This window comes from Enterovibrio norvegicus DSM 15893, assembly GCF_900115495.1.
In the GTDB taxonomy this organism is placed as follows: Bacteria; Pseudomonadota; Gammaproteobacteria; order Enterobacterales; family Vibrionaceae; genus Enterovibrio; species Enterovibrio norvegicus.
This window is the reverse complement of the sequence record NZ_FOWR01000029.1, coordinates 14,496-38,818: the sequence shown is the minus strand read 5'-3', so window position 1 is coordinate 38,818 and position 24,323 is coordinate 14,496. Positions and strand designations below refer to the sequence as shown.

At 48.7% G+C, this 24,323-nt stretch carries 20 protein-coding genes and 1 tRNA gene; 17 read left to right on the top strand and 4 right to left on the bottom strand.

The genetic code is table 11. The annotated features are described in order from the left end of the window. Positions 1-5 precede the first annotated feature (5 nt). The 10 genes from BM082_RS17330 to BM082_RS17285 all read left to right on the top strand — a co-directional run bounded on the left by BM082_RS17330 (position 6) and on the right by BM082_RS17285 (position 11,370). Positions 6-82: transfer RNA gene (locus tag BM082_RS17330), tRNA-Arg, on the top strand. A 440-nt stretch (positions 83-522) separates the two neighbouring features. Next, positions 523-765 carry an oxaloacetate decarboxylase subunit gamma gene (locus BM082_RS17325; RefSeq protein WP_017011860.1) on the top strand — a complete coding sequence of 81 codons (243 nt, stop codon included), beginning with the start codon at positions 523-525 and terminating at the stop codon, positions 763-765. A gap of 37 nt (positions 766-802) precedes the next feature. Further along, positions 803-2,590, top strand: coding sequence for a sodium-extruding oxaloacetate decarboxylase subunit alpha (gene oadA, locus BM082_RS17320; RefSeq protein WP_074927938.1), 1,788 nt, complete (start codon positions 803-805; stop codon positions 2,588-2,590). Between the two features lie 9 nt (positions 2,591-2,599). Continuing rightward, positions 2,600-3,898 carry a sodium ion-translocating decarboxylase subunit beta gene (locus BM082_RS17315; protein WP_017017965.1) on the top strand — a complete coding sequence of 433 codons (1,299 nt, stop codon included), beginning with the start codon at positions 2,600-2,602 and terminating at the stop codon, positions 3,896-3,898. 135 nt (positions 3,899-4,033) lie between these two features. After that, positions 4,034-4,969, top strand: a complete 936-nt coding sequence (locus BM082_RS17310; protein WP_017011863.1) for an NADP-dependent oxidoreductase — start codon at positions 4,034-4,036, stop codon at positions 4,967-4,969. After that, entirely contained in the window at positions 4,966-5,553 is a 588-nt protein-coding gene (locus tag BM082_RS17305) for a beta-phosphoglucomutase family hydrolase (RefSeq protein WP_074927936.1), read from the top strand. Before BM082_RS17310 ends, BM082_RS17305 begins: the two co-directional genes overlap by 4 nt. Then, positions 5,537-5,974, top strand: a complete 438-nt coding sequence (locus BM082_RS17300; RefSeq protein ID WP_074927934.1) for a YqaA family protein — start codon at positions 5,537-5,539, stop codon at positions 5,972-5,974. The genes BM082_RS17305 and BM082_RS17300 overlap by 17 nt, the downstream gene beginning before the upstream one ends. A gap of 23 nt (positions 5,975-5,997) precedes the next feature. Then, positions 5,998-8,874: a M16 family metallopeptidase gene (locus BM082_RS17295; protein ID WP_074927932.1), complete on the top strand. Its 2,877-nt coding sequence runs from the start codon at positions 5,998-6,000 to the stop codon at positions 8,872-8,874. A gap of 133 nt (positions 8,875-9,007) precedes the next feature. Continuing rightward, positions 9,008-10,561, top strand: coding sequence for a glutamate--cysteine ligase (gene gshA, locus BM082_RS17290; RefSeq protein WP_244276041.1), 1,554 nt, complete (start codon positions 9,008-9,010; stop codon positions 10,559-10,561). 155 nt (positions 10,562-10,716) lie between these two features. Then, the gene (locus BM082_RS17285; protein WP_017011868.1) at positions 10,717-11,370 is read left to right on the top strand and encodes a transglycosylase SLT domain-containing protein; all 654 of its coding nucleotides are present in this window, start codon (positions 10,717-10,719) and stop codon (positions 11,368-11,370) included. A gap of 76 nt (positions 11,371-11,446) precedes the next feature. Here BM082_RS17285 and BM082_RS17280 read toward each other — a convergent pair whose 3' ends face one another. After that, positions 11,447-12,688, bottom strand: a complete 1,242-nt coding sequence (locus tag BM082_RS17280; protein ID WP_074927928.1) for a YbiU family protein — start codon at positions 12,686-12,688, stop codon at positions 11,447-11,449. 277 nt (positions 12,689-12,965) lie between these two features. Between BM082_RS17280 and BM082_RS17275 the strand changes: the two genes are divergently transcribed. The 5 genes from BM082_RS17275 to BM082_RS17255 all read left to right on the top strand — a co-directional run bounded on the left by BM082_RS17275 (position 12,966) and on the right by BM082_RS17255 (position 18,323). Continuing rightward, on the top strand, positions 12,966-14,054 hold the full coding sequence (locus tag BM082_RS17275) for a LacI family DNA-binding transcriptional regulator (protein ID WP_074927926.1): 1,089 nt from the start codon (positions 12,966-12,968) through the stop codon (positions 14,052-14,054). Positions 14,055-14,103: 49 nt separating this feature from the next. After that, a complete protein-coding gene (locus BM082_RS17270) occupies positions 14,104-15,351 on the top strand; it encodes an ABC transporter substrate-binding protein (protein WP_017011871.1) in 1,248 nt (415 codons plus the stop codon). A gap of 90 nt (positions 15,352-15,441) precedes the next feature. Next, positions 15,442-16,341 (top strand): carbohydrate ABC transporter permease, encoded by a 900-nt coding sequence (locus BM082_RS17265; RefSeq protein WP_017011872.1) that lies wholly within the window; start codon positions 15,442-15,444, stop codon positions 16,339-16,341. Continuing rightward, complete coding sequence (locus BM082_RS17260; protein ID WP_017011873.1) at positions 16,334-17,215, top strand: carbohydrate ABC transporter permease; 882 nt, start codon at positions 16,334-16,336, stop codon at positions 17,213-17,215. The genes BM082_RS17265 and BM082_RS17260 overlap by 8 nt, the downstream gene beginning before the upstream one ends. 4 nt (positions 17,216-17,219) lie before the next feature. Beyond that, on the top strand, positions 17,220-18,323 hold the full coding sequence (locus BM082_RS17255; RefSeq protein WP_074927924.1) for an ABC transporter ATP-binding protein: 1,104 nt from the start codon (positions 17,220-17,222) through the stop codon (positions 18,321-18,323). Between the two features lie 56 nt (positions 18,324-18,379). Here BM082_RS17255 and BM082_RS17250 read toward each other — a convergent pair whose 3' ends face one another. The 3 genes from BM082_RS17250 to BM082_RS17240 all read right to left on the bottom strand — a co-directional run bounded on the left by BM082_RS17250 (position 18,380) and on the right by BM082_RS17240 (position 22,123). Further along, positions 18,380-19,678, bottom strand: a complete 1,299-nt coding sequence (locus tag BM082_RS17250) for a methyl-accepting chemotaxis protein (RefSeq protein WP_074927922.1) — start codon at positions 19,676-19,678, stop codon at positions 18,380-18,382. A 245-nt stretch (positions 19,679-19,923) separates the two neighbouring features. Continuing rightward, positions 19,924-21,198 (bottom strand): HlyC/CorC family transporter, encoded by a 1,275-nt coding sequence (locus tag BM082_RS17245; protein ID WP_017017957.1) that lies wholly within the window; start codon positions 21,196-21,198, stop codon positions 19,924-19,926. Between the two features lie 130 nt (positions 21,199-21,328). Then, positions 21,329-22,123, bottom strand: a complete 795-nt coding sequence (locus tag BM082_RS17240) for a cytochrome C assembly family protein (protein ID WP_026024946.1) — start codon at positions 22,121-22,123, stop codon at positions 21,329-21,331. Positions 22,124-22,483: 360 nt separating this feature from the next. Here BM082_RS17240 and ffh point away from each other — a divergent pair, with 360 nt between their 5' ends. Beyond that, complete coding sequence (gene ffh / locus BM082_RS17235; protein WP_074927919.1) at positions 22,484-23,860, top strand: signal recognition particle protein; 1,377 nt, start codon at positions 22,484-22,486, stop codon at positions 23,858-23,860. Between the two features lie 201 nt (positions 23,861-24,061). Next, positions 24,062-24,310, top strand: coding sequence for a 30S ribosomal protein S16 (rpsP, locus tag BM082_RS17230; protein ID WP_017008575.1), 249 nt, complete (start codon positions 24,062-24,064; stop codon positions 24,308-24,310). The last annotated feature ends 13 nt before the right edge of the window (positions 24,311-24,323 follow it).

The window sequence follows — 24,323 nt, the reverse complement described above, 5'->3', positions numbered from 1 at the left end:
AAAATGCGCGTGTAGCTCAGCTGGATAGAGTACCTGGCTACGAACCAGGCGGTCGGAGGTTCGAATCCTCCCACGCGCACCATTTTCTTTCTGCATGAAAATTCATTTAAGTTGCTTATTTGCGTGTTATCTCAAAAAGCGAACTTTCTGTATCTAATATACTGTTCCTCGTCTTTTGAAGACTTCCTTATTCTTACCCGATTTATACCTCAAAAAAACGACTTAATACCCTGACATACCGTTACTTTATCTGTTGATCATTTCTTAACAGAACCAGGTTGGTTTACCGCTTTTTGTGTTAACAAAATGATAACATTTGCACGTGTTTATTGCGTCAGAGGCCGAAAATGGCAGAAATGATCAGTATTACAGGATTGTCATTATTGTAGATTGTTAGTATTTTGACCGCATACTTAACTGAATAAGTAAATTCTCAACAAAATGTAAAACACATTTTGTGAGCATTGATGTGCTGTGCAAACACTGCAGGTTTGCCAGTTTAGAAGCAAAGGAAGCTCGTATATGGATCTGGGAAGTACACTCCAGCAAGCTGCTACGCTCATGTTTACTGGCATGGCGGTAGTCTTCGTTTTTCTCACCATTTTGATCGTCTTGGTCAAATTGATGTCCCGCATTGTTCCTGAAGAATTGCCCCCACAAATCGCGTCTACCTCGACGCCTACTCAAAATAACGGGCAAATCCCTGGAGAAACCATTGCCGCCATTTCAGCAGCAGTGAATAAATATCGTAGTCGCCAGCGCTAGCTGATGCGAAACATACAATTACAAGGAGTTATGTAGTATGTCTAAGCCACTCGCTATAACAGATGTTGTCTTGCGTGATGCGCATCAGTCGTTGTTTGCGACACGTATGCGTCTTGATGATATGTTGCCCATCGCGGCAGCGTTGGATGATGTAGGTTACTGGTCTCTAGAAACGTGGGGCGGGGCGACATTCGATTCTTGCATCCGTTTCCTTGGTGAAGATCCTTGGGTTCGTTTGCGCGAGCTGAAAAAAGCCATGCCTAAAACCCCGATGCAAATGCTGCTTCGCGGTCAAAACCTTTTAGGGTACCGTCACTACGCGGATGACGTTGTCGAGAAGTTCGTTGAGCGTGCACACGCAAACGGTATGGATGTATTCCGTATCTTTGATGCGATGAACGATGTGCGCAACTTTGAAAAAGCGGTAAAAACAGCGGTCTCTGTAGGCGCTCACGCGCAAGGTACGCTGTCTTACACGACGAGCCCTTTCCATACCATTGATACGTGGACTGATTTGGCGAAGCGTTTAGAAGACCTTGGCTGCCATTCGCTGTGTATCAAAGACATGTCAGGCTTGCTTCGCCCATACGAAGCAGAAGAGCTGATCACGCGCATTAAAGCCTCTTGTGATATTCCTCTTGCGCTTCACTGTCATGCAACGACAGGTCTTTCTACTGCAACCGCAGTAAAAGCTGTTGAAGCAGGTCTCGATATTCTGGATACAGCCATTTCTTCAATGAGCCAAACTTACGGCCATACGCCGACGGAAACCGTTGTCGCTATGCTGCAAGATACTCCGTTTGATACTGGCCTCAAGCTTGAAACTATTGAACCTATCGCTGCGTATTTCCGCGAAGTTCGTAAGAAATATGCCAAGTTCGAAGGTCAGCTAAAAGGTGTGGATTCTCGCATTCTGATAGCACAAGTGCCGGGCGGTATGTTGACGAATATGGAAGGTCAACTGAAAGAACAAGGCGCTCAAGATCGCATGGACGAGGTGCTGCAAGAAATCCCTCGTGTACGTGAAGACCTCGGATACATTCCGTTGGTCACGCCAACGTCTCAAATCGTTGGTACTCAGGCAGTGATTAACGTGCTCACGGGTGAACGTTATAAGAGCATCACCAAAGAAACAGCAGGCGTTTTGAAAGGTGAATACGGTAAAGCACCAACCGAAGTAAACGCAGAGTTACAAGCTCGCGTTCTGGATGGTAAAGAGCCTATCACTTGCCGTCCTGCTGATTTGCTTGAAGCTGAGCTGCACACACTGACCGACGAATTGATTGCGAAATCAAAAGAAGACGGCATTTTGCTTGCAGAAGCGCAAGTTGATGACGTACTGACCTACGCCTTGTTCCCACAAGTTGGTTTGAAGTTCCTGAAAAACCGTGGCAACCCAGACGCGTTTGAACCTGCGCCAGGCCTTGAGCCTGCAGCGGCACCAAGTGCACCCGCACCTGCTGCATCTGCTGGCGGTACTGAAGCGTATAGCGTGAAAGTGAACGGTCAGGTTTACGATGTAGAAGTTGGCCCTCAAGGTGAATTGACGTCTGTGGCACCGAGTACTGCACAAGCTGCACCTGCGCCATCTGCTGCACCGTCTGCGGGCGCATCTGAAGCCGTTGCTGCGCCACTTGCGGGTAATATCTTCAAAGTGGTTGCCAAGACCGGTCACCAAGTTCAGGAAGGCGATGTATTGCTTATTCTTGAAGCGATGAAGATGGAAACTGAAGTACGTGCTGCACGTGCTGGTGTGATTCAAGATGTCATGGTGAAAGAGGGCGATTCAGTGACTGTCGGCTCACCATTGATGAATCTGGCTTAAGAGGGCGACATGGAAGGTTTGTTGATCCTCTGGCAAGGCACTGGTCTTGCCAATTTCCAGATTGGCCAATTGGTCATGATCTTTGTCGGATGCGTGCTGTTGTATTTGGCGATTCGCAAAGGGTTTGAACCGCTCTTGCTATTACCAATCGGTTTCGGTGCCATTCTTGCCAATATTCCTGAAGTTGGTTTGGCAAACAATGCGATTCAAAATGCGTTGTACGCCGCGAGTCCAGATGTGATGGGCGAATTTGCCCGCATCCTTGGTCTCGGCAGTGCGAACCCAGAAGCGATTAAAGTGGCAGTGGACGGTGCAAACCTCCATCAACTGAAAGAGTTAGATGAAGCGGCTCATGCTGCCAAGTTTGCTGACGGTACACTGTATTCTTTCTACAACGTGGCGATTGCGTCGGGTATTGCGCCGCTCCTCATCTTTATGGGTGTAGGGGCAATGACAGACTTTGGTGCGCTTATCGCTAACCCTCGTACCTTGTGGTTAGGTGCTGCGGCGCAGTTTGGTATTTTCGCGACCTTGTTTGGTGCGATTCTATTGAACCTGATCCCGGGCATGGAGTTCTCGCTCGCGGATGCGGCATCGATTGCAATCATTGGTGGTGCAGATGGCCCTACGGCTATTTTCCTTGCGAGTAAGCTATCTCCTGATTTGCTAGGCGCGATTGCGGTAGCAGCATACAGCTACATGGCATTGGTGCCGATCATTCAGCCACCAATCATGAAGCTGTTTACCTCAGAAGAAGAACGTAAGATCGAGATGAAGCAACTACGCCACGTCTCGAAAACTGAAAAGATCATCTTCCCACTGGCCGTACTGGTCATGGCGATTATTTTCTTACCGTCGGCAACGCCGTTGGTCGGTATGTTCTGTCTGGGTAACCTAATGCGCGAAAGTGGCGTGGTCGATCGTCTGTCGAATACGGCGCAGAACGAACTGATCAACATTGTGACCATTTTCTTGGGTCTGTCTGTCGGCTCTAAACTTCAAGCTGATCAGTTCTTGCATCTTGAAACCTTGGGTATTTTGGTGCTCGGCGCGGTTGCGTTCAGTATTGGTACGGCGGCGGGCGTATTGATGGCGAAACTGCTGAACAAATACAGCAAAGACAACATCAACCCATTGATTGGTGCTGCGGGTGTCTCTGCTGTACCGATGGCGGCACGTGTAGTGAACAAAGTGGGCTTAGACTCTAACCCTCAAAACTTCCTACTCATGCACGCGATGGGACCAAACGTTGCCGGTGTATTGGGTTCAGCGGTTGCAGCGGGCGTGCTGTTGGCCCTTGTCGGGTAAAGCGCGTTTAGCGCAGGGTTACCCCTCTCAACCAAGCAATACGACAAACTGATGAAATAAAGGCGGAAGGCATTGTGTCTTCCGCCTTTTTTATTGAAACTGAGCAAAGGACATCACACGCATTAAGGACGACATATGCCTCATAATCTCCAACTCGCCATCACCGCATTCGGCGGACCTGAAACGTTAAAACTCCAACAGACTGCAATGCCAGAGCCTCAAGATGGGCAAGTTCTCATTAAAGTGGCGTTTGCTGGCGTAAACCCTGTGGATGCAAAAACACGCGCAGGCCTAGGGTGGGGCGCGGAGAAAATAAAAGATATGTTGCCTTGGGTGCCGGGTTTTGATGCAGCAGGGGTTGTGGTGAACGATGTTGGTGAATACAAAGCAGGCGATCGCGTTGCAGGGCGTATTGTTGAAGGTGGCGGGTATGGGCAGTATTTGTGCGCTGATGTGAGTGCTCTGTCACGTATTCCAGATGACGTATCGTTTGAGGCTGCAGTTTCGTTACCTGTTGCGGGTTTGACGGCGTGGCAGGCATTGGAACTTGCAGGGCTTCAGGCTGGCGAGACAGTGCTCATATTGGCAGGTGCTGGCGGCGTTGGGCATATCGCTATTCAATTGGCAAAAGCGAAAGGTGCCAATGTGTATGCAAGCTGCTCAACAGTGAATTCGGCTTTTGTGAGCGCTCTAGGGGCGACAGCGTTAGATTACACGGCTTCCGAACTTCACGAACAGGTCAACAATATCAATGTATTAATTGACCTTGTAGGTGGAGATGTTGGAGAGGCTGCGCTGACTTGTGTTGCGAAAAATGGCCGTGTCGTAACGGTACCAACTATCACGGCTGATCGTATTATTGATGCTGCTAAACCCCTAGGTATTGAAGCTAAAGGTATGCTTGTTGTTCCTAAACCTGAGCAGCTAAATGCATTATTGTCTTTGGTGAATGATGGCGCAGTACGCGTTGAAGTTGCTAAAACATATCCCCTTGAAGAGGGCGTGCAAGCCCATATTGATATTCAAACTGGCCGCACTCGCGGAAAACTTTTATTGGAGATGCCTGAATGAGTCGGTATGACGGCTATGAAGGATTAATTTTTGATCTTGATGGAACCCTGTTGGATTCCATGCCGGGTCATTATGCTGCTTGGCAACAAACAGCCGCTGATTTTGGTTTTACGGTGTCGGAGACGTGGTATCACACCCGCGGTGGTAGCCCGACGATTCTGACGGCGCGTTCTTTGATTGAGCAACTCAACCTCGATATTGATGCGCAGGTTTTAGCCGATCATAAAACACAGTGCTTTTCGTCTCTGTTAGAAAATCATCTCACCATTTTGCCGTTTACGGACGTCGCCCGTCACTTTGCGGGAAAGAAACCCATGGCAGTGGGTACAGGCACGCTGACAGAGCTTGCTTCTCGCATGATGGAAAAGGCCGGCATACTCGATTTGTTCGATCACGTTGTGGGGGCTGACCAAGTTGGCGCACACAAGCCAGCCCCTGATACCTTTTTGCGCTGTGCAGCGCTATTGGGTGTCGAACCAGAAAAGTGTTTAGTGTTTGAAGATGCGGTATTTGGATTTGATGCCGCAAAAGCCGCTGGCATGGATGTCATTGATGTTCGGGTGACAGATGTTGGATTGGCTTAGCGGTGACTCGGCGCTATGGGTGTTGTTTTCTACTGGTTTTCTCAGTGCCACCTTACTTCCCGGAGGATCAGAGGCGAACCTCATCCTTCTGCTCAAAGAGAGCAGTTATAGCATTGCCGTGCTCGTTTTGGTCGCCACCTTGGGCAATACGCTTGGCGGCATGACCAACTATTGGATTGGTCGTTTTCTTCCTGCGCGAACCCAAGAGCAAAAACACGGTCAAAGAGCCATTAGCTGGCTTCAGCGCTACGGGTATTGGACCTTATTGCTAAGCTGGCTGCCTGTTATCGGTGATCCCTTATGTTTGGCTGCTGGATGGCTGAGGTTAAAGCAACGCTGGTGCTGGATTTTGATCGCACTTGGCAAAGCCCTCAGGTATGTCGTACTTGCCCTCGTGACTCGCGGTTTACTGTTTCTCTGAATGATATGTTGAAAGGATAGTGTGTGCGTTATTTTATCCTGACGGCAGCCCTATTGGGGTTGTCTGGGTGCGGCTTGAACCAAGCCGTACCGAATGCTTCTTTGCCGGAAGGCGTTACCTTCATCGAACAAAAGAATGCGCAAAATGATGCGCCTTCTATTCCTTACCAGAAATACCAACTACAAAACGGGTTAACCGTTGTTTTGCACCCGGATACCTCCGATCCTTTGGTGCATGTTGATGTGACCTATCACGTCGGTTCGGCACGAGAAGTGCCGGGCAAATCAGGCTTTGCGCATTTCTTTGAACACATGATGTTTCAAGGGTCGAAGCATGTTGGTGACCAACAGCACTTCAAGTATGTGACGGAATCGGGCGGTAGCGTCAATGGCACCACCAACCGTGATAGAACCAATTACTACGAAACCGTGCCCGCTAATGAGCTAGAGAAAATGCTGTGGCTCGAATCTGATCGCATGGGCTTTTTGCTTGAAGCTGTCTCTCAACGTAAGTTCGAAATTCAGCGTGATACCGTGAAGAATGAGCGCGCACAAAATGTCGATAACCGTCCTTATGGTCGCGTGCAAGAAACGCTAGCGGCGGCGCTGTATCCACCGGAACACCCCTACAGTTGGCCAACCATTGGTTATATCGAAGACCTTAACCGTGTCGATGTGAATGACCTAAAAGCCTTCTTTTTGCGATGGTATGGACCAAATAACGCTACCTTGACGATTGGCGGCGATATCGACGCTAAACAAACCCTTGAATGGGTTGAAAAGTACTTCGGTGATATTCCTCGTGGGCCGGACGTGGCGAAGGCTGACAAATGGCCAGTGACGATCGACAGCGATCGTTTCGTGACACTGGAAGATCGTATTCAGCAACCCATGTTGTTGATGAGTTGGCCAACCTTGGATCCAACAGCTGAATCTCGACAAGCACTCGATATGCTTGCTTCTGTATTAGGACAGGGAAGAAACAGCCTGCTTTATCAAGATCTTGTGAAGTCAGGTAAAGTACTGAGCGCCAGTGCTTATCAAGATTGCGCGGAGCTTTCATGTAACTTCCAGCTTTATGTATTGGCGAACCGAGGGCAAGACCTCACTCAAGTTCGTAAAGATGTACTCAAGGTGCTGGATGCATTCAAAGCGCGAGGCATCAAAGAAGATGACCTCGACCAAGTGAAAGGTAGCGCTGAAGCCGGTGCGGTGTTTGGTTTGCAAAGTGTGCACGGCAAAGTGGCACAGCTGGCGTCCAATGAAACCTTCTATGGTGAGCCAGACCGTTTGGCCTCTTGGCTTGAATCATTGGATGCGGTGACAACCAAAGATGTCGAAAATGTTTTCGATACCTTTGTATGGAAAAAGCCATCGGTGAATGTGTCAGTGGTGCCAGATGGCCACGTTGCGTTAGAAGCTGAACCACAAAACTTCACTGCTAAACGTGCGATGTCCCGCGGCCTTGATGACAAAGATAGTACTAATGACAAAGAGCGTGCTGACGACAAAGGGTTGGTTGAAACGGCTCAACGGCAAACCCCAGAAACCTTTGATCGCAGTGTCGCGCCTTCACCAAACGGTGCCGTTAGCGTGAATGTACCCACGCTTTATCACAGTAAATTAGGCAATGGCATTGAAGTCAGTGGCGCAGAATCGACAGAAACACCGACGGTCGCACTGCACCTTATTCTTCCTGCTGGTAGTTTGATGGCACCTGAAGGGAAGAACGGTCTGGCATCGCTCACCGCGGATCTGATCGCTGAAGGCAGTAAAACACAAACCAGTGAAGAAATTGCCGCCAAACTTGACCGGTTGGGCTCAAGCATCAGTATCGATGCATCACTGAATGGCACGACAGTGAGCGTGTCATCATTGACGAAGCACCTTCGCGAAACCTTGCTGATAGCCGGTGATGTTCTTTTCAATCCAGCGCTCAATCAAGACGATTTCGACCGCTTGAAAAAACAAACCTTGGAAGGCATTCGATTTAGTCATCAAACGCCGCAATGGCAGGCCAGTCAGGCGAGGCGCGAGGTGTTGTTCAAAGACGAATGGCATGCACTTCCATCAGAAGGCACCTTTAAAACATTGAACAGCTTAACGCTCGAAGATGTGAAGGCGTTTTACGCGGAAAACTACACGCCTAATAATGCGCGCTTAATTGTGGTGGGTGATATCGACAAAGCTGGTCTGTTATCCGCAACCCAAGGGTTGAATCGCTGGCAGGGCGCTGAAGCAAAAGCACCGGCGAAAGCAGAGTTAAATACTTACGAGCAATCGCAAATTTGGCTGGTGGACAAGCCGGGTGCGCCACAAAGTGTTGTGCAGATGGTGCGTCATGCGATGCCTTTTGATGCCACGGGTGACATGTTCCGAACACAGCTCGCGAACTTCAATTTGGCCGGTAATTTTAACTCTCGCTTAAACCTCAACCTTCGTGAGGACAAAGGCTACACTTATGGGGCAAGTGGGTACGTGGTTGGCGGAAAAGACGCAGGTCGCATTGTCTATCAAGCCCAAGTACGCGCGAACAGCACACTCGACACCGTGAAAGAAATGCAGAAAGAATTGCGCCAAATGGCGGAAAACGGCATCACGGATGACGAACTGGCTTTTCTGCGTTTGGCGGTGGGTCAAAAAGATGCACTGAGCTATGAAACGCCAAGGGATAAGGCCGGTCTTATTGCTACGATCATGCGTCATCGCCTGGCGGCAGATTACAAAGCAAAGCAAAAAGCGATTATTGGGTCTGTCTCCAAAAATGAATTGAATGCCTTGGCAAATAACTGGTTCCAGCCTGAGGATTATCAGATCATTATCGTGGGCGATGCGGACGTGTTGACACCAAGCTTATCGACATTGGGATTACCGATAAAACGTTTAGTGATTGAGAATTGAGCGACTTTTATCGTTAGTTGAGCAAACCCTAAAAACAGTGATATGGCTTTTGCGTTTCAGAGTGATTATGCTTAGCCATCTTAACAGTTTACTAATATAAATGAGTACAGCCTTGACTAGTTTTTCACAACGGTTGGCGGCGCTGGCTGAACATCCAGAAGCGCTAAAAGGAATGGGCCGCGGTGTAGAGCGCGAAGCTTTGCGTATTACATCGGAAGGCACGCTTTCTTCTGAGGCCCATCCAAAGGCGCTTGGCTCTGCGCTAACCCATAAATGGATCACGACGGACTTTGCAGAATCTCTGCTGGAGTTCATCACGCCTGTGAGTTATTCCGTCTCTGAAACGTTGATGCAATTAGACGATATTCATCGTTTTACCTACCGTGAGCTAGAGGGGGAGTCGCTGTGGCCTCTCTCCATGCCATGTTATGTTGCCAAAGAAGATGACATCACGTTGGCGCAATATGGTTCGTCAAATGTGGGTCGTATGAAAACCCTTTATCGCCAAGGCTTGAAGCACCGCTACGGCAGTGTGATGCAGGTGATTTCCGGTGTGCATTTCAATTTTTCATTTCCGCAGAGTTTTTGGCAGCAGTTGTTTGGCGATCAAACACCGTATGCACGACAAGAGTCCGTGTCTGACGCCTACTTCGGTGTGATCCGAAATTACTACCGCTTCGGTTGGATGATCCCTTATCTGTTTGGTGCATCACCTGCGTTATGTGGTTCATTCATTAAAAACACCGACACGGCGCTGGATTTCAAGAAGGTGGGTGAAGGGACCTATTATTTGCCCTACGCAACTTCATTGCGTTTGAGCGACTTGGGGTACACCAACAGTGCCCAAAGCGTGCTGAAAATTGGTTTTGATGGCCTAGAAAAGTACCTTGAAGGTGTTCGTGACGCTATCCGTACACCGTCGGCTGCGTTTGCAAAAATCGGTGTAAAAGATGCGTCGGGCTACCGTCAATTGAATGCAAATGTGCTTCAGATTGAAAACGAACTTTACGCACCTATTCGTCCTAAACGCGTTGCGAAAAGTGGCGAGAAACCGTCTGATGCACTGGAGCGTGGCGGCGTTGAATACATTGAGGTTCGCTCGTTAGACGTGAACCCATTCAGCCCCACCGGGATTGATGAAACCCAAGTGTATTTCCTTGATCTGTTCGTCACATGGTGTGCGTTGTCTGATTCCTCTTTGATGACAGATTGCGAACTTGAATGCTGGCATGACAATTGGGACAAAGTGGTGATGGAAGGGCGTAAGCCGGGTCTCACCCTTAAGATCGGTTGTGACGGTGAACAGCTCACACAAGCAGAGTGGGGACGTCGCGTCTTTGACGATCTTGCGAAGCTTGCGGTTGTGATGGATCAAGCCAATGGTGGTGACAAGTATCAAGCAGTGTGCAAAGAGTTAGTGACATGGTTTGATCAGCCGGAGAAAACACTCTCGGCGCGTTTGCTCAACGATATCCTCGCTCAAGAAAGCATTGGTAAAGTGGGCCTTGCGATAGCTGCTGAAAATGCTGAGCGCTTTGCGGGTGGCAACTACACTGAATTTTCTGACGCACAATTCCGCGAAGAAGCCATTGCCAGCTTAAAGCGTCAGCAAGAGGTTGAGCAGGGCGACAGTGTGAGCCTTGATCAGTATCTGGCTGAGTACTTTGGTGATAGTGTATCGATATAGTGAGATACACGTTTTACACCTTGTTGTAACGCCCGCCCTCACGTGATTCGGCGGCGCGAAAAAAAACGAGGTAGAGAAACAGGCAGGTCTCACCCTGCCTGTTTTTTTATGTGCATTTTTCCGCAATGAGCAAAAGAGTGGAGATAAGGACACCCATGCAATTTTCATTATTCAGTCTTTTATCGCAGCGCCTTTCATCTTGCCGTATTTCTCGACGTTGGCTTGCGTTAATCGGCGTGTTGTTGCTGACGGGGTGTGCGACGCCGCCCCCCAAGAACCCAGATAACATTTGCAGTATTTTTCGTGAATACGATGGCTGGTATGAAGATGCCGTCGACATGCAGGAAGAATGGGGAACGCCTATTCATGTGGCGATGGCGTTCGTCAAACAAGAGAGCTCTTACGTGCACGATGCTGTGCCACCGCGAGATTATGTCCTTTGGGTGATCCCGTGGGGAAGGATCAGCAGCGCGTATGGCTACGCGCAAGCACAAGATCCAGCCTGGTCTGATTATCAAAAAGCGACCCGAAATGGAGGATCGCGAACAGACTTTGGGGATGCGATGCAGTTCATTGGTTGGTACACCACGGAAACACAACGTCAATTGGGTATTTCTAAGTGGGATCCGTATAACCAATACTTGGCATACCATGAAGGTCGCGGTGGGTATAAACGCGGTTCTTACAAGGCGAAACCGAAGGTGATGCAGGTTGCACGCAAAGTTGAACGACAAGCGAAAAAATACGGCGGGCAACTCAGTAGTTGCCGCGAAGCGTTAGAAAGCAACCGAAGCTGGTGGTCGTTCTAACGCTCTCTACAAAAACATAAAAAGCGCCAAATGGCGCTTTTGTTTTTCCTCATGTAATTGCGCGCTTTCTCGCGTCTTATTCAAACCCCATCTGTTGACGCCCGAGTGGCGACAAGTCAGCTTCGGTTGCGCGGCCTTCATAGTTGCGCTCATGGTTTTCAGCGGCGAAATCAGGGCAACTGTCCCCATTTAAAAAGGTGGGACGTTGCTTGGCGAGAAACGCACGGTTCTTTTCGCAATCTGGTGCCGCGCCGATAAACAGCACATTGCTGTAGCCGTCACCGTTATGCTTGTCCTCCACTGCGTGAATGGTGTCTGGATGCCACCACACGGTATCACCCGGCTGCATTTTCGGAATGGAAACCAGCCCTTCAAGCAGCAATGGGTGCCATTCTTTGTAGACCGTCAGTGCGCGTCCCGGCGCGGCACCACATAGGTCTTCCTCTTCAACATCATCTTGTATGGCACGAAGCAGCATAAAAGGCATGGCTAAGGTGGAAGGGACGGTTTGTAATGTGCCATCGCCTTTTCCTTGCTGTGTGAGTGCGACCCAACCTTGAAACGTACGGAAGACACTGCACACGGCAGGGGAAGGAAACTCCTCTACATCAACGCGACTCCGCCCGTCAAATGCTTGATATTTTGTCCAATCACCATGGAACACTTCATGGTAGACATCGCGGTAGTGAGGCTCAATCCAGCGTTCAATGGAGCCTGAATCAACATGCGGTGACAGGCCCAATGTGGCATCGCCCGGTTCACGACGGCGCACGCGATCCGCGTAACTCGATTCAAGGTCGGGGTTGAAGTAAGCTTTGCCGCTACGGGGATCTTGCCACTGCCAAAGGTGATTCAGATGACGGCGCAGTGTCGCCATATTCTGATGCTGCCTTGCCCATACCTGTGCTTGAGACCAATAGATCCCGAAGATCTGGGGCTTGTCCGATTTAAGCTGACTGAAGTAGTTATCTTCTACTGTGGATTTGTGGTCGTAATAGCCATTATCAATGATGTATTTAGACAGATTTTCATTGTGAGCGGATACCTCATCACGCGGTAACGCATTATGTACAATGCAGCACCCAGCGCGATGAACACGTGCTCTTTGCTCGTCATTAAACCCCGATGCTGCAATGTCCGAATACTCAAATTGAGGAATGGCAGAACCTTCAGATTCTTCCTGTTTGATGCGCGCAATTTCAGCTTTCATCGCGTCGGTTACGGATTCAAATCTTGCTTTGTAGTCGGGACTTTGTTGCTTAAGGGCAGCTTTGAATTCGAGGATCTGTTGAGACAAATTTTCTGTAGAGAGTGCCATCGTTCTTTCCTTTCTCGTGCTTTCCATCCGTAACAACGCGGTACAAAACAGTATGTTTTGTTCCAGAACATCGACAGTCATGCATATGCCATCGAACTTGCCGTGATCTAGCGCTTGTTTCTCTATTGATAATTAACTTAATTGCAACTTTATTTACACAAATATACTACCTTTATTGGAACGTTCCAGTTTATTTTTTGAACAGAAACTGTCTTTGCTCGCAGATGACTGTAATGCATCAATAACTTTTTATTCAGCTGGTGGGATGGACGCATGAATGGTTTTTGTCATGGCTGGTCGTAAATCAGCAAGTTATGTGGCCAGTAAAAAAGCAACGGTGATTGATGTTGCGAGAACGGCAGGTGTGTCCAAATCTACGGTCTCTTTGGTGCTGCGTGGTGGTGTGGGCGTGAAAGCGCGAACCATCGAGAAAGTGAACGCGGCGATTGATGCATTGGGTTATGTCTATAACCGCGAAGCTGCTGGGCTTAGAAACCGTGAATCAAACATGCTGGCAATCGTCGCGAATGATCTCGCTAACCCTTATTTGGCGCAGGTCATTATTGCACTTGAGACGGCGTTGACAGACCAAGGACTTGTGCCTGTTGTGGTCAACATTAATGAGAGTGAGGCACGTCAGAGAGCACTGGTGGCATCGCTGAAAGAACACAATGTGGCCGGATTTTTTATCACGCCAGCACCGGAAACATCGGCGGATTGGCTGCAAGGCTTAGCCAGTGCAGGGTATCCCACCGTGTGTCTAATGCGAGAAATTGCCGGTGCGAATGTGCCGGTTGTTGTACCAGATAACCGTCGAGGCATGTATTTATCGACCAAGTATCTGATTGATCTCGGGCATACGCGAATCGCATTTGTTGGCGGTGTAGAAAGTATTTCAGATTACCAGGAACGAAAAGAAGGATTTCTCTCTGCCATGCAAGAGGCCGAGTTAGCCGTGAAAGACAGTGATATTGAGCCGAGTTCGACCAAGCGAGAGGGTGGGCAGTTAGCGGTAACGCGCGTGCTTGACCGTGACCCAAGCATTTCGGCAATGGTGTGTTTTACCGATGTGGTGGCGTATGGCGCTTACACCGCATTGCGTGATCGTGGGTTGGTACCTGGAAAGGATATCTCCGTGGTGGGGTTTGATGATTTAGAGGACAGTCGATTGATGTCTCCAGCGTTAACAACAATACGTGTGAATGCGGAAGACATTGGTCGAGTGGCAAGTGAACGCATGCAGCAATGCAGGGAACATTCCCTTTCCTCTGACAACGATGTTGTTGGTGTGAAATTGATGGTTCGCTCATCGTGCTGCGCGATCGGGGATAAGGTTGCTCACTCAACCTCTGTTCCCAAGGACTGAAAGGAACACTGCAGTCATTGCAGGTCAACGATAAACGGGACGACATATCATGAAAAAGAACACCATGATTCAAACCTTGCCCCTCGCGGGTGCTTTGCTGCTCTCAACGGCAGCGGTACAGGCAGAAGATGTAGAAGTCTTGCACTGGTGGACATCGGGCGGTGAAGCTGCGGCTCTGAATGTGTTGAAAGACGATCTGGGTACCAAAGGTGTCGGCTGGCAAGACATGCCAGTGGCGGGCGGTGGTGGCGGGAATGCTATGACTGTGCTCCGTGCGCGTGTGACCTCAGGCAATCCGCCTACCGCAGTTCAAATGCTCGGTTTTGATATTCAAGACTGGGCGGCGGAAGATGTGGTAGCAAACCTGAACAGTGTCGCGGAAGCCGAAGGTTGGAACGAGGTTGTACCAACAGCACTTCAACGCTTCGCTAAATACGACGACAAATGGGTATCTGCGCCTGTTAATGTGCACTCCACCAACTGGATTTGGGCGAACAAAAAGCTCCTTGATGAGGTGGGTGCGAAGCAACCTGAAAACTGGGATGAGCTGATCTCTGCCCTCGATAAGCTCAAAGCCGCGGGCTATATCCCGTTGGCTCATGGCGGTCAGGCATGGCAAGACGCGACCATTTTTGATGGCGTTGTACTCACCACGGGCGGCATCGATTTCTACCGTAAAGCCATGGTTGATTTAGACCCAGAAGCGCTGAGTTCTGACACCATGTTGAAAGTTTTTGACCGCATGACGCAGCTTCGCGGCTATGTGGACAAAAACTTCCCGGGCCGTGATTGGAACTTGGCATCGGCGATGGTGATTGAAAATAAAGCGGGCATGCAAATCATGGGTGACTGGGCGAAAGGGGAATTCCTCAAAGCAGGCCTGAAACCCAATGAAGATTTCTTGTGCTTCCGTATGCCGGGGACTCAAGGCATGGTGACCTTTAACTCGGATCAGTTCGTGATGTTCGATGTGGGCGAGTCGAAAGCGCAGGACGAAATGGCGAAAGCCATCATGGCACCTACGTTCCAATCCGCGTTTAACGTGGTGAAAGGTTCTGTACCTGCACGTACCGATGTGTCAAATGCAGATTTTGATGCGTGTGGTAAAAAAGGCATGGCCGACCTCGCGGAAGCAAACAAAAACGACACCTTGGTGGGCAGTATGGCACATGGTCATGCTGCGCCAGCTGCGGTGAAAAATGCGGTATATGATGTGGTGACCAATCACTTCAACGGCGGCATGGACTCACAGCAAGCAACGAAAGCACTGGTCTCTGCGGTTCAAGACGCAATCTAGGGATAGTGAGAGTGACGCTGGCAGAAGGCGGTTTTAGATCCTAGAACCGCGCTTTTCATGCCAGTGTCGCTTTACCTCAAGGATCGATTTATGTCTTCACAAGGAAAATACAGTTCGCGCCATTTTTGGCAGCAACTGTTACCCAAAATCGTTATTGCGCCTTCTTTTGCGCTCATCCTATTTTTTGTTTATGGCTTTATTGCATGGACAACGTACATCTCGTTCAGCCGTTCTCGTATGCTGCCGAACTACAACCTTGATGGCGTGCGTCCTTACGAAAAATTGTGGAACAGTCTGAATTGGCAAGTGGCGCTCGAAAATCTCGCTATCTTCGGCATTCTTTATATCGTCATATGTTGTGCCCTTGGTTTGCTTCTGGCGATATTACTCGATCAAAAGATTCGCATTGAAGGTGGCTTACGTCCTATCTTCCTGTATCCGATGGCATTGAGTTTCATCGTGACGGGGACAGCATGGAAGTGGTTTTTAAATCCGGGTTTAGGGCTTGAGAAAACCATGCATGAATTGGGCTGGGAGAGTTTCAGCTTTGATTGGTTGATAAACCCCGACATGGCGATTTACACCATTGTGATTGCGGGTGTCTGGCAAACGTCTGGGTTCGTCATGGCGATGTTCCTTGCGGGTTTGCGTGGCATCGACAGTGAAATGTTAAAAGCGGCCCAGCTTGATGGCGCATCATCGTTTCAAATGTATCGCCGCATCATTATTCCGCAGCTTCGTCCCGTCTTCCTCAGTGCTTTTATCGTGCTCGCGCACATGGCCATCAAAAGTTATGACTTGGTCATTGCCTTAACGGGTGGCGGTCCGGGGAATGCCACAGCAATGCCCGCGACCTTTATGTATTCGTACACTTTTTCGCGTAACCAAATGGCGGTGGGCTCTGCCAGTGCGATCATCATGTTGATGACCATTGCGGCCATTATCATTCCGTATCTGTATAGCGAGTTGAAGGAGAAGAAGCATGAGTAGCAGTGAAACCTCTTCTCCTTTTCAAGGAACTCGCTTTTGGCGGATATTGATTTACACCACGTTAATCGTGTTTGCCTGCATGTACTTACTGCCGCTGTTTGTCATGTTGGTGACGTCATTTAAAGAACTCGATGAGATTCGCCAAGGGAACATGTTGGCCTTGCCTCAAGTCTGGACCGTCGAACCTTGGATTTCTGCGTGGGGAACGGCGTGTATTGGCCTGACGTGTGAAGGTATAAGCGGATACTTTACGAACTCCATCATGATCACTGTGCCGGGCGTGTTGTTATCAACCACCCTTGGTGCATTAAACGGATATGTGCTGACGAAATGGCGCTTTCGAGGACACCGTTGGGTGTTTGGCTTGATGCTGTTTGGGTGTTTTATTCCGTTCCAAGTGGTATTGGTGCCAATGAGTCAGGTGCTCGGTACGCTGGGGTTAGCAAATACTACGGCAGGGTTGGTGTTGGTGCATGCGATTTATGGATTAGGGTTTACCACTTTGTTCTTCCGCAATTACTACGAAGCCTTCCCAAGTGAATTAATTCGCGCTGCCATGATTGATGGTGCAGGATTCTTCCGTATGTTTTTCCGCATTTTATTGCCAAGTTCGGGGCCCATCATTGTGGTGACCATCATTTGGCAGTTCACCAACATTTGGAATGATTTCTTGTTCGGTGCGTCATTTGCGTCGGGAGATACCGCGCCAATCACAGTAGCACTGAATAATTTGGTGAACTCTTCTACCGGTGTAAAGGAATACAACGTGCACATGGCTGGCGCCATGATTGCCGCACTCCCCACCTTGTTGGTGTACATCTTAGCGGGACGTTATTTCGTTCGTGGCCTGATGGCGGGATCAGTAAAAGGATAAGGTAATGGCATCTCTAACGCTCAATAACGTAAAAAAACGCTTCGGCCACGTTGAGGTATTAAAAGGCATCAATATCGGCATTGATGATGGTGATTTTCTGGTGCTGGTGGGGCCATCAGGGTGTGGTAAATCGACCTTACTGAATATGATTGCTGGGTTAGACAGCATTAGCGATGGTGAGGTCAGCATTGGTGATAGCGTGATTAATGAACTGCACCCCGCAGAACGTGATATCGCCATGGTGTTCCAGTCTTATGCGCTTTACCCAAACATGACGGTGGGGCAGAACATCTCGTTTGGCCTTGAAATGCGCCATGTGCCAAAGCCGGAAAGGGAAAAGAAAATCGGTGAGGTGTCAGCGATGCTGCAAATCGAGCATTTGCTGAAGCGTAAACCTGGGCAGCTTTCTGGCGGTCAACGTCAGCGGGTGGCAATGGGACGCGCACTTGTACGCGATCCAAAAATATTCTTGTTTGATGAACCGTTGTCGAACTTGGATGCAAAGCTCCGTGTTGATATGCGCACGGAAATTAAACGCCTACATCAGCGTTTAAATGCAACCATTGTCTATGTCACCCATGACCAAATTGAAGCCATGACACTGGCGACAAAAATAGCGGTGATGAAAGACGGTGAACTGCAACAACTTGGCTCTCCTGCCGAGGTGTATGACGATCCGGCCAATACCTTTGTTGCCACCTTTATGGGAAGTCCTTCCATGAATTTGGTGGAAGTGTTGGTTGAACGCGCTGATACATCAGAAACCCAACTGCAATTGACGGGGTTTGATGGAGAGCCACAATCCGTCACCATTAGTTGTGGGTTTGGAGAGCTAAGCGCATATGTGGGGAAAACGGTGCAAATGGGCGTTAGGCCTGAAGACATTACAGAGAGCGAAGGCAGCACGCCTTCGACCTTGCATTGCAAGGTGGATGTCACCGAACCAACGGGCGCAGACACATACGTGATTACCTCTCTTGGCGGAACAGAAGTGGTGGCGCGCATGCCAGCAAACATCTGTTTGAAGGCGGGCGACATGGCGCACTTTCGTTTTAATCCTGAAAAGCTGGTGTTGTTTGATAGCGAGTCTGGAAATCGAATCCGATAATAAAAGCGCTCCTGAGGGAGCGCTTTTGAATTTTTGTTCATTTGAAAAGATGTCGATTAGCCGACATTCAACCCTGAAACCGTCTGAGCAACCGTCTGTGCACTCGCTTTAATCTCTTCCATCACGCCCGAGGCTTCGGATATTTGAGACTGACCTTTTTGAGCAGATTCGGAAACACTCGACATCTTGGCTGTGGCTTCAGACGTCAATTCGCGGTTCTTTTTCACCACGTCTGCAATTTCTGCCGTGGATTGGCTAGTACGTGCTGCCAGTTGTCTGACTTCATCTGCAACCACTGCGAACCCTCGCCCTTGATCGCCAGCTCGCGCAGCTTCTATCGCCGCATTTAATGCCAGTAAGTTAGTTTGGTCGGCGATATCACTGATTGTTGAGACAATCGCTTCGATGCTTTTAGATTGCTCATTCAATTGCGATATAGATGATGCGGTCTCTATGACCTGTTCAGAGATAGAGCGGGATGTCGACACTGTTGATTCCAGCACATCAGAACCTTGCTGTGCGACTTCTGCTGTTTTGACGGAGTTGGTATACGCCACTTCTGCTGCAGATCGAATCGCCTGTTCTTGTTCGACTTTCTCGGTAATGTTAGAGGCAAATTTCACAACGCTGACAACCTTCCCTTTGCTATCAAATATGGGATTGTAGGTGGCACGCAGCCAAAGCACACGACCAGCACTGTCTTTGCGTTCAAACTGACCCGCTTTAAAATCTCCTGACGCGAGTTCAGCCCAAAAATTAGGTTGGGCTTCATAAAATGAATCAGGGCAAAACATACGGTGATGCTTACCTTGTATTTGTTCTAATGAGTAACCAACTGCACTAAGGAAGTTAGCATTGGCTTTAATGATTGTACCGTCAGGTTGAAATTCAATTGTTGCCATAGATTTATCTAAGGCTTCTGATACAGCACTTTGTTGGTCTAGACGGATTTTCTCTTTGGTGATGTCTGAAGCGATCTTCATTACACCTGTCACTGCACCATCAGTTTTTATCGGGAAGTAAGAGGCTTCTAACCAAATACGGTGGCCTTTACTGTTAAAGCGTGGAAAGGTGCCGTTTATCACTTCGCCTGAACGTAATCGTTCCCAAAATCGTTGGTAATCTGCACTGTTTGCAAGTTCTGGGTCACAAAGTTCTCTGTGATGTTTCCCCGTAACTTCCTCAAGAGAAAAACCAATCACCCCAAGGAAAATGGCATTGGCATGCTTCACGATACCTTCGGGGGTGAAATAAATGGTGGCGATGCTGTTATCTATCGCATCTAAAATTGCTTGTTTTTCAGCGGCGCTTTCGCGGCTTGCTTGTAATTCTTTTTTTAATTTACCGTTGAACATAATGACACCCTGTCGCGTTAAACGGCGGTACGCCGCAGAATTTTACGGGAAGTGAAACATGCTGTTTAACCCATCATGGTTTACAGCTGCTCTATAAAATTAGCTGAAAAACAGTCGGGGTGTCTTTATTGTGAGTTGTGATGTGTAAAATTTAATGACAGGTTTGCGAGGGAGGAAGTACTATGTGGCTGTTGTATGAAATATGCATCAACCCAAATAGCACCTATTCGGGTTGATGCACACGGTTAGCTTTGGGGCGCTTTAGGGACTGGAAGTATTTTTACCTGCTTAATCATGTTTTCAGCCACATCGATGATCTCCATTTGGTGGCCTTCCACTTCAATGCTCACTTGGCAATCAGGAATGTCTTCGAGGTGTTCCAAGATCAGGCCATTCAATGTGCGCGGTCCATCAGTCGGTAACGCCCAGTTTAAACTCTTGTTCAAATCACGGATGTTCGCACTGCCTTCGATCATGTAACTGCCATCAGGCAATGCTGTGATTTCTTCCGCAAGGCTTGGCGAAAGCGACGTCGTGAATTCACCGACAATTTCTTCCAAGATATCTTCTAACGTGACCAAACCAATGATGTCGCCATACTCATCGACAATCAGGCCGATACGTTCTTTATTGCGTTGGAATTTGAGCATTTGGACATTGAGCGGTGTTCCTTCGGGAATGTAGTACACCTCGTCAGCAGCACGTAGCAAGTTCTCTTTGTTGAACTCATTTTCCACCATCATTCGGTAGGCTTCACGGACACGCAGCATGCCGACGACTTCGTCAATGTTGTCGCGGTAGAGCACCATTCTTCCATGAGGGGCATGAGTAAGTTGGCGCATGATGGCTTTCCAATCATCGTTGACATTGATGCCCGTGATTTCATTGCGCGGCACCATGATGTCATTAACAGCGATTTCTTCGAGCTCGAGGATGGAAATCAACATGTCTTGGTGACGGCGAGGGATAAGCCCACCCGCTTCATTGACCACGGTTCTTAATTCTTCCGAGCTTAAATGGTCTTTACCGTCATGGCTGGTGGTGAGCCCAAGCAAACGAAGGAAGCCATTCGTTATGCCATTGATCAACCAAACCAGCGGGTACATCACCTTCATTAGTATGTTGAGCAATATGCTGCTGGTGTAGGAAACGCGTTCAGGGTAAATAGCGGCCAAGGTTTTAGGCGTGACTTCAGCAAAGACGAGAACAACGAGGGTGAGGCCACCTGTGGCGATCGCAACACCAGCATCGCCGTAGAGGCGCATGCCTAAAATAGTGGCAATGGCAGAGGCCAGAATATTGACGAGGTTGTTGCCGATCAATATAAGACCGATCAACCTATCTGGACGATCTAGCAGCCTTTCTACACGTTTAGCGCCTTTATGCCCTTGATTGGCAAGGTGCCTAAGCCGGTAACGGTTTAGCGCCATCATACCGGTTTCTGAACCGGAAAAATAAGCGGATATGAAGATGAGCAATACCAAAAGGGACGCGAGTGTTCCCGTCGATATGTCGTCCAAACTGTAAATTCCTTTTTATTGTGTTCAACCCTAATTAAGGGCAAAGATCGCACTCGCTGTCAAACTCAATGGTGATAATTCCACCGGTTACACTCAATATGCGTTTTGACAGCGAATGAAGGTATGGTGTCTAGGCGATAATGACTTCACGAACAAAGCGACTGCCAAAGTAAGCCAGGGTCAGTAAAAATGCGCCCACGATACTGATCCAGATGACGCGGCGACCACGCCATCCTGAGCGATAATGCCCCCACAGTAAGACGCCATATACAACCCATGCCATTGCGGAAAGTACCGCTTTATGCGCTTTACCTTGCGCAACCATGTCTTGCACGAACACAGCACCCGTTACCAGTGAGAGGGTGAGCAGCACTTCACCAATCAAAATAATGTTGAAGAGTTGGCGTTCAACTGCCATCAATGGTGGGAGGTTTGGGTTCATTACCAGCTTTTTCTTATTCTTTAATTGGTGATCAAGCCAGGCCAATTGAATGGCGTATAAGGTGGCGATCATCAAGGTGGAATAAGAGAACAAGGCCAACGAAATATGAATCAATACCTGAGGGTTGGCTTCTAAGTGCGTGATGAAAGCGCCAGGCAATAAGGTGGCTGCGGCGAGGTTAATCGCAGAGAAGCTATAGACAACGGGGAGCAATACCCACACCCGCATTCTGAACATCAAGCCTGTTGTCATTGCGGCAATGATAAAGCTAATCAGTGATGCCACATTGAGAATGCTGAGGTTTTGCCCACTAGATGCATCAATAAGGTCGAAAAGAAGGTAGGCATGAAGGGCTAACGCGCCGCTTGCGCTAAGAAACACTGAGCGTGCTGGGATCTGGCTAGGGCCAGACAAGCCGGGAATGATCTGTATGAGCGCTGCAAAGTAAAGCAGTGCGGCAGTAATGGCGATTAAGATATCCATGTATTTTTCAGCATCGTCGCATGAAAATGAAAACATCGAGTATACCTTGCTCAACCCTTCGTCGCTATTCAAGGGCATGGATCTTTAGGGGTTATCGCTGCGTAACGCGCTACAGCGCACTGCTTTTGCGTGCTGCAGACATTATTACATTTCCCTACTTATGTACTTTGCCCGCCATTTTCGCCCCTATATTTAACCGAGACCAATAAAGAAAGTGATATAGGCACTTTAAAACTATCGTTGAAGGCATCATGTTAGCGAGAAGGATAATGCGTTATAATCGCGGCAATTTTGTGTTTATCGCCACTTAAGCCTCATTAATTGAAGTCGTGGCACCGCCGCGTAGAGAGCGAGTAGGACATGTTTGAAAACTTAACAGATCGTCTATCCCGAACGCTGAAGAACATCAGCGGTCGTGGCCGTCTTACTGAAGACAATATTAAAGACACCTTGCGCGAAGTGCGCATGGCGTTGCTGGAAGCGGATGTTGCCCTTCCTGTTGTGCGTGAATTCGTCAAACGCGTAAAAGAAGCCGCGGTTGGTCTTGAAGTATCAAAGAGCCTGACGCCAGGTCAGGAATTCATCAAGATTGTTCAATCTGAACTTGAAGCGGTGATGGGGGAATCTAACGCAGAGTTAGATCTTGCTTCGCAGCCGCCTGCAGTTGTCTTGATGGCTGGTCTACAAGGTGCGGGTAAAACAACCAGCGTCGGTAAACTGGGTAAGATGCTTAAAGAGCGTCATAAGAAAAAGGTACTGGTTGTTTCTGCCGACGTTTATCGCCCTGCGGCGATCAAACAGTTGGAAACCTTGGCAACCGATGTGGGTATCGACTTCTTCCCCTCATCAACTGACCAAAGCCCAGTCGACATTGCCAAAGCAGCACTGGCACACGGCAAACTAAAATTCTATGACGTTGTCATCGTCGATACTGCAGGTCGCCTGCACGTCGACGAAGAAATGATGGACGAAATTAAAGACGTCCACGCAGCCATTAACCCAATTGAAACGTTGTTCGTGGTTGACGCCATGATCGGTCAAGATGCGGCGACCACGGCGAAAGCCTTCAACGATGCATTACCACTTACGGGTGTGATCCTGACGAAAGTCGATGGTGATGCACGTGGTGGTGCGGCATTGTCTGTTCGTCATATCACGGGTAAGCCTATTAAGTTCTTGGGTGTGGGTGAGAAAACCGATGCACTTGAACCGTTCCACCCTGATCGTGTTGCAAGCCGCATTCTAGGCATGGGTGACGTACTGTCACTGATTGAAGATCTAGAGCGCAATGTCGACAAAGACAAAGCTGAACAACTTGCGAAGAAGTTTAAAGAGAAGAAAGGCTTCGATTTACAAGATTTTCGCGATCAGCTTCAGCAGATGAAAAACATGGGCGGCATGATGGGAATGATGGATAAGCTTCCGGGCATGTCTAACCTTCCTGATGATGTGAAAAACCAAGTGGACGACAAAATGTTTGTTCAAATGGAAGCCATCATTAATTCCATGACAGCGAAAGAACGCGCTCGCCCAGACTTGATTAAAGGTTCACGCAAGAAACGTATTGCTGCGGGTTCTGGTACTCAGGTTCAAGACGTTAACCGCTTGCTTAAACAATTTACCCAGATGCAGAAGATGATGAAAAAAATGCAGAAGGGTGGAATGAAGAACATGATGCGTAATATGAAAGGCATGATGGGTGGTATGGGCGGTGGTGGTGGTATGTTCCCACGCTAATTACTTCTTCCTTCCTTATATAACGAAGACTTAAAGCGGCGGAGTTTCGCTAAGTGATTGAATGCTTCTTACAGCTGGTGCTTTTTTAGCTAAAGCAGTTGCATTCGATCACAGAAAGCGTAAAATTCCGAGGCTTTATTTTGGCACGAGGCCCCGTACTACTACGGGGCCAATTTAATTCAGTAATGCAAAGAGGACGATATGGTAACCATTCGTTTGGCACGTCACGGCGCTAAAAAGCGTCCATTCTATCAAATCGTTGTTGCCGACAGCCGCCAAGCGCGCGACGGTCGTTTCATCGAGAAAGTAGGTTTCTTCAACCCTATCGCACAGGGTCAAGAAGAGAAGCTGCGTCTAGACCTGGATCGCGTTAACCATTGGGTTGGCGAAGGTGCAGCTGTTTCTGACCGCGTAGCACGACTGATCAAAGACGCAGCGAAAGCGGCGTAATTAATCAGTGTCA

Coding starts and splice junctions, on each gene's coding strand:
- BM082_RS17325 (WP_017011860.1), top strand. CDS start 523: ATGGATCTGGGAAGTACACTCCAGCAAGCTGCTACGCTCATGTTTACT.
- BM082_RS17285 (WP_017011868.1), top strand. CDS start 10,717: ATGCAATTTTCATTATTCAGTCTTTTATCGCAGCGCCTTTCATCTTGC.
- BM082_RS17260 (WP_017011873.1), top strand. CDS start 16,334: ATGAGTAGCAGTGAAACCTCTTCTCCTTTTCAAGGAACTCGCTTTTGG.
- ffh (WP_074927919.1), top strand. CDS start 22,484: ATGTTTGAAAACTTAACAGATCGTCTATCCCGAACGCTGAAGAACATC.
- BM082_RS17240 (WP_026024946.1), bottom strand. CDS start 22,123: ATGGATATCTTAATCGCCATTACTGCCGCACTGCTTTACTTTGCAGCG.
- BM082_RS17265 (WP_017011872.1), top strand. CDS start 15,442: ATGTCTTCACAAGGAAAATACAGTTCGCGCCATTTTTGGCAGCAACTG.
- rpsP (WP_017008575.1), top strand. CDS start 24,062: ATGGTAACCATTCGTTTGGCACGTCACGGCGCTAAAAAGCGTCCATTC.
- BM082_RS17275 (WP_074927926.1), top strand. CDS start 12,966: ATGGTTTTTGTCATGGCTGGTCGTAAATCAGCAAGTTATGTGGCCAGT.
- BM082_RS17305 (WP_074927936.1), top strand. CDS start 4,966: ATGAGTCGGTATGACGGCTATGAAGGATTAATTTTTGATCTTGATGGA.
- BM082_RS17310 (WP_017011863.1), top strand. CDS start 4,034: ATGCCTCATAATCTCCAACTCGCCATCACCGCATTCGGCGGACCTGAA.
- oadA (WP_074927938.1), top strand. CDS start 803: ATGTCTAAGCCACTCGCTATAACAGATGTTGTCTTGCGTGATGCGCAT.
- BM082_RS17270 (WP_017011871.1), top strand. CDS start 14,104: ATGAAAAAGAACACCATGATTCAAACCTTGCCCCTCGCGGGTGCTTTG.
- BM082_RS17255 (WP_074927924.1), top strand. CDS start 17,220: ATGGCATCTCTAACGCTCAATAACGTAAAAAAACGCTTCGGCCACGTT.
- BM082_RS17300 (WP_074927934.1), top strand. CDS start 5,537: ATGTTGGATTGGCTTAGCGGTGACTCGGCGCTATGGGTGTTGTTTTCT.
- BM082_RS17250 (WP_074927922.1), bottom strand. CDS start 19,678: ATGTTCAACGGTAAATTAAAAAAAGAATTACAAGCAAGCCGCGAAAGC.
- BM082_RS17315 (WP_017017965.1), top strand. CDS start 2,600: ATGGAAGGTTTGTTGATCCTCTGGCAAGGCACTGGTCTTGCCAATTTC.
- BM082_RS17280 (WP_074927928.1), bottom strand. CDS start 12,688: ATGGCACTCTCTACAGAAAATTTGTCTCAACAGATCCTCGAATTCAAA.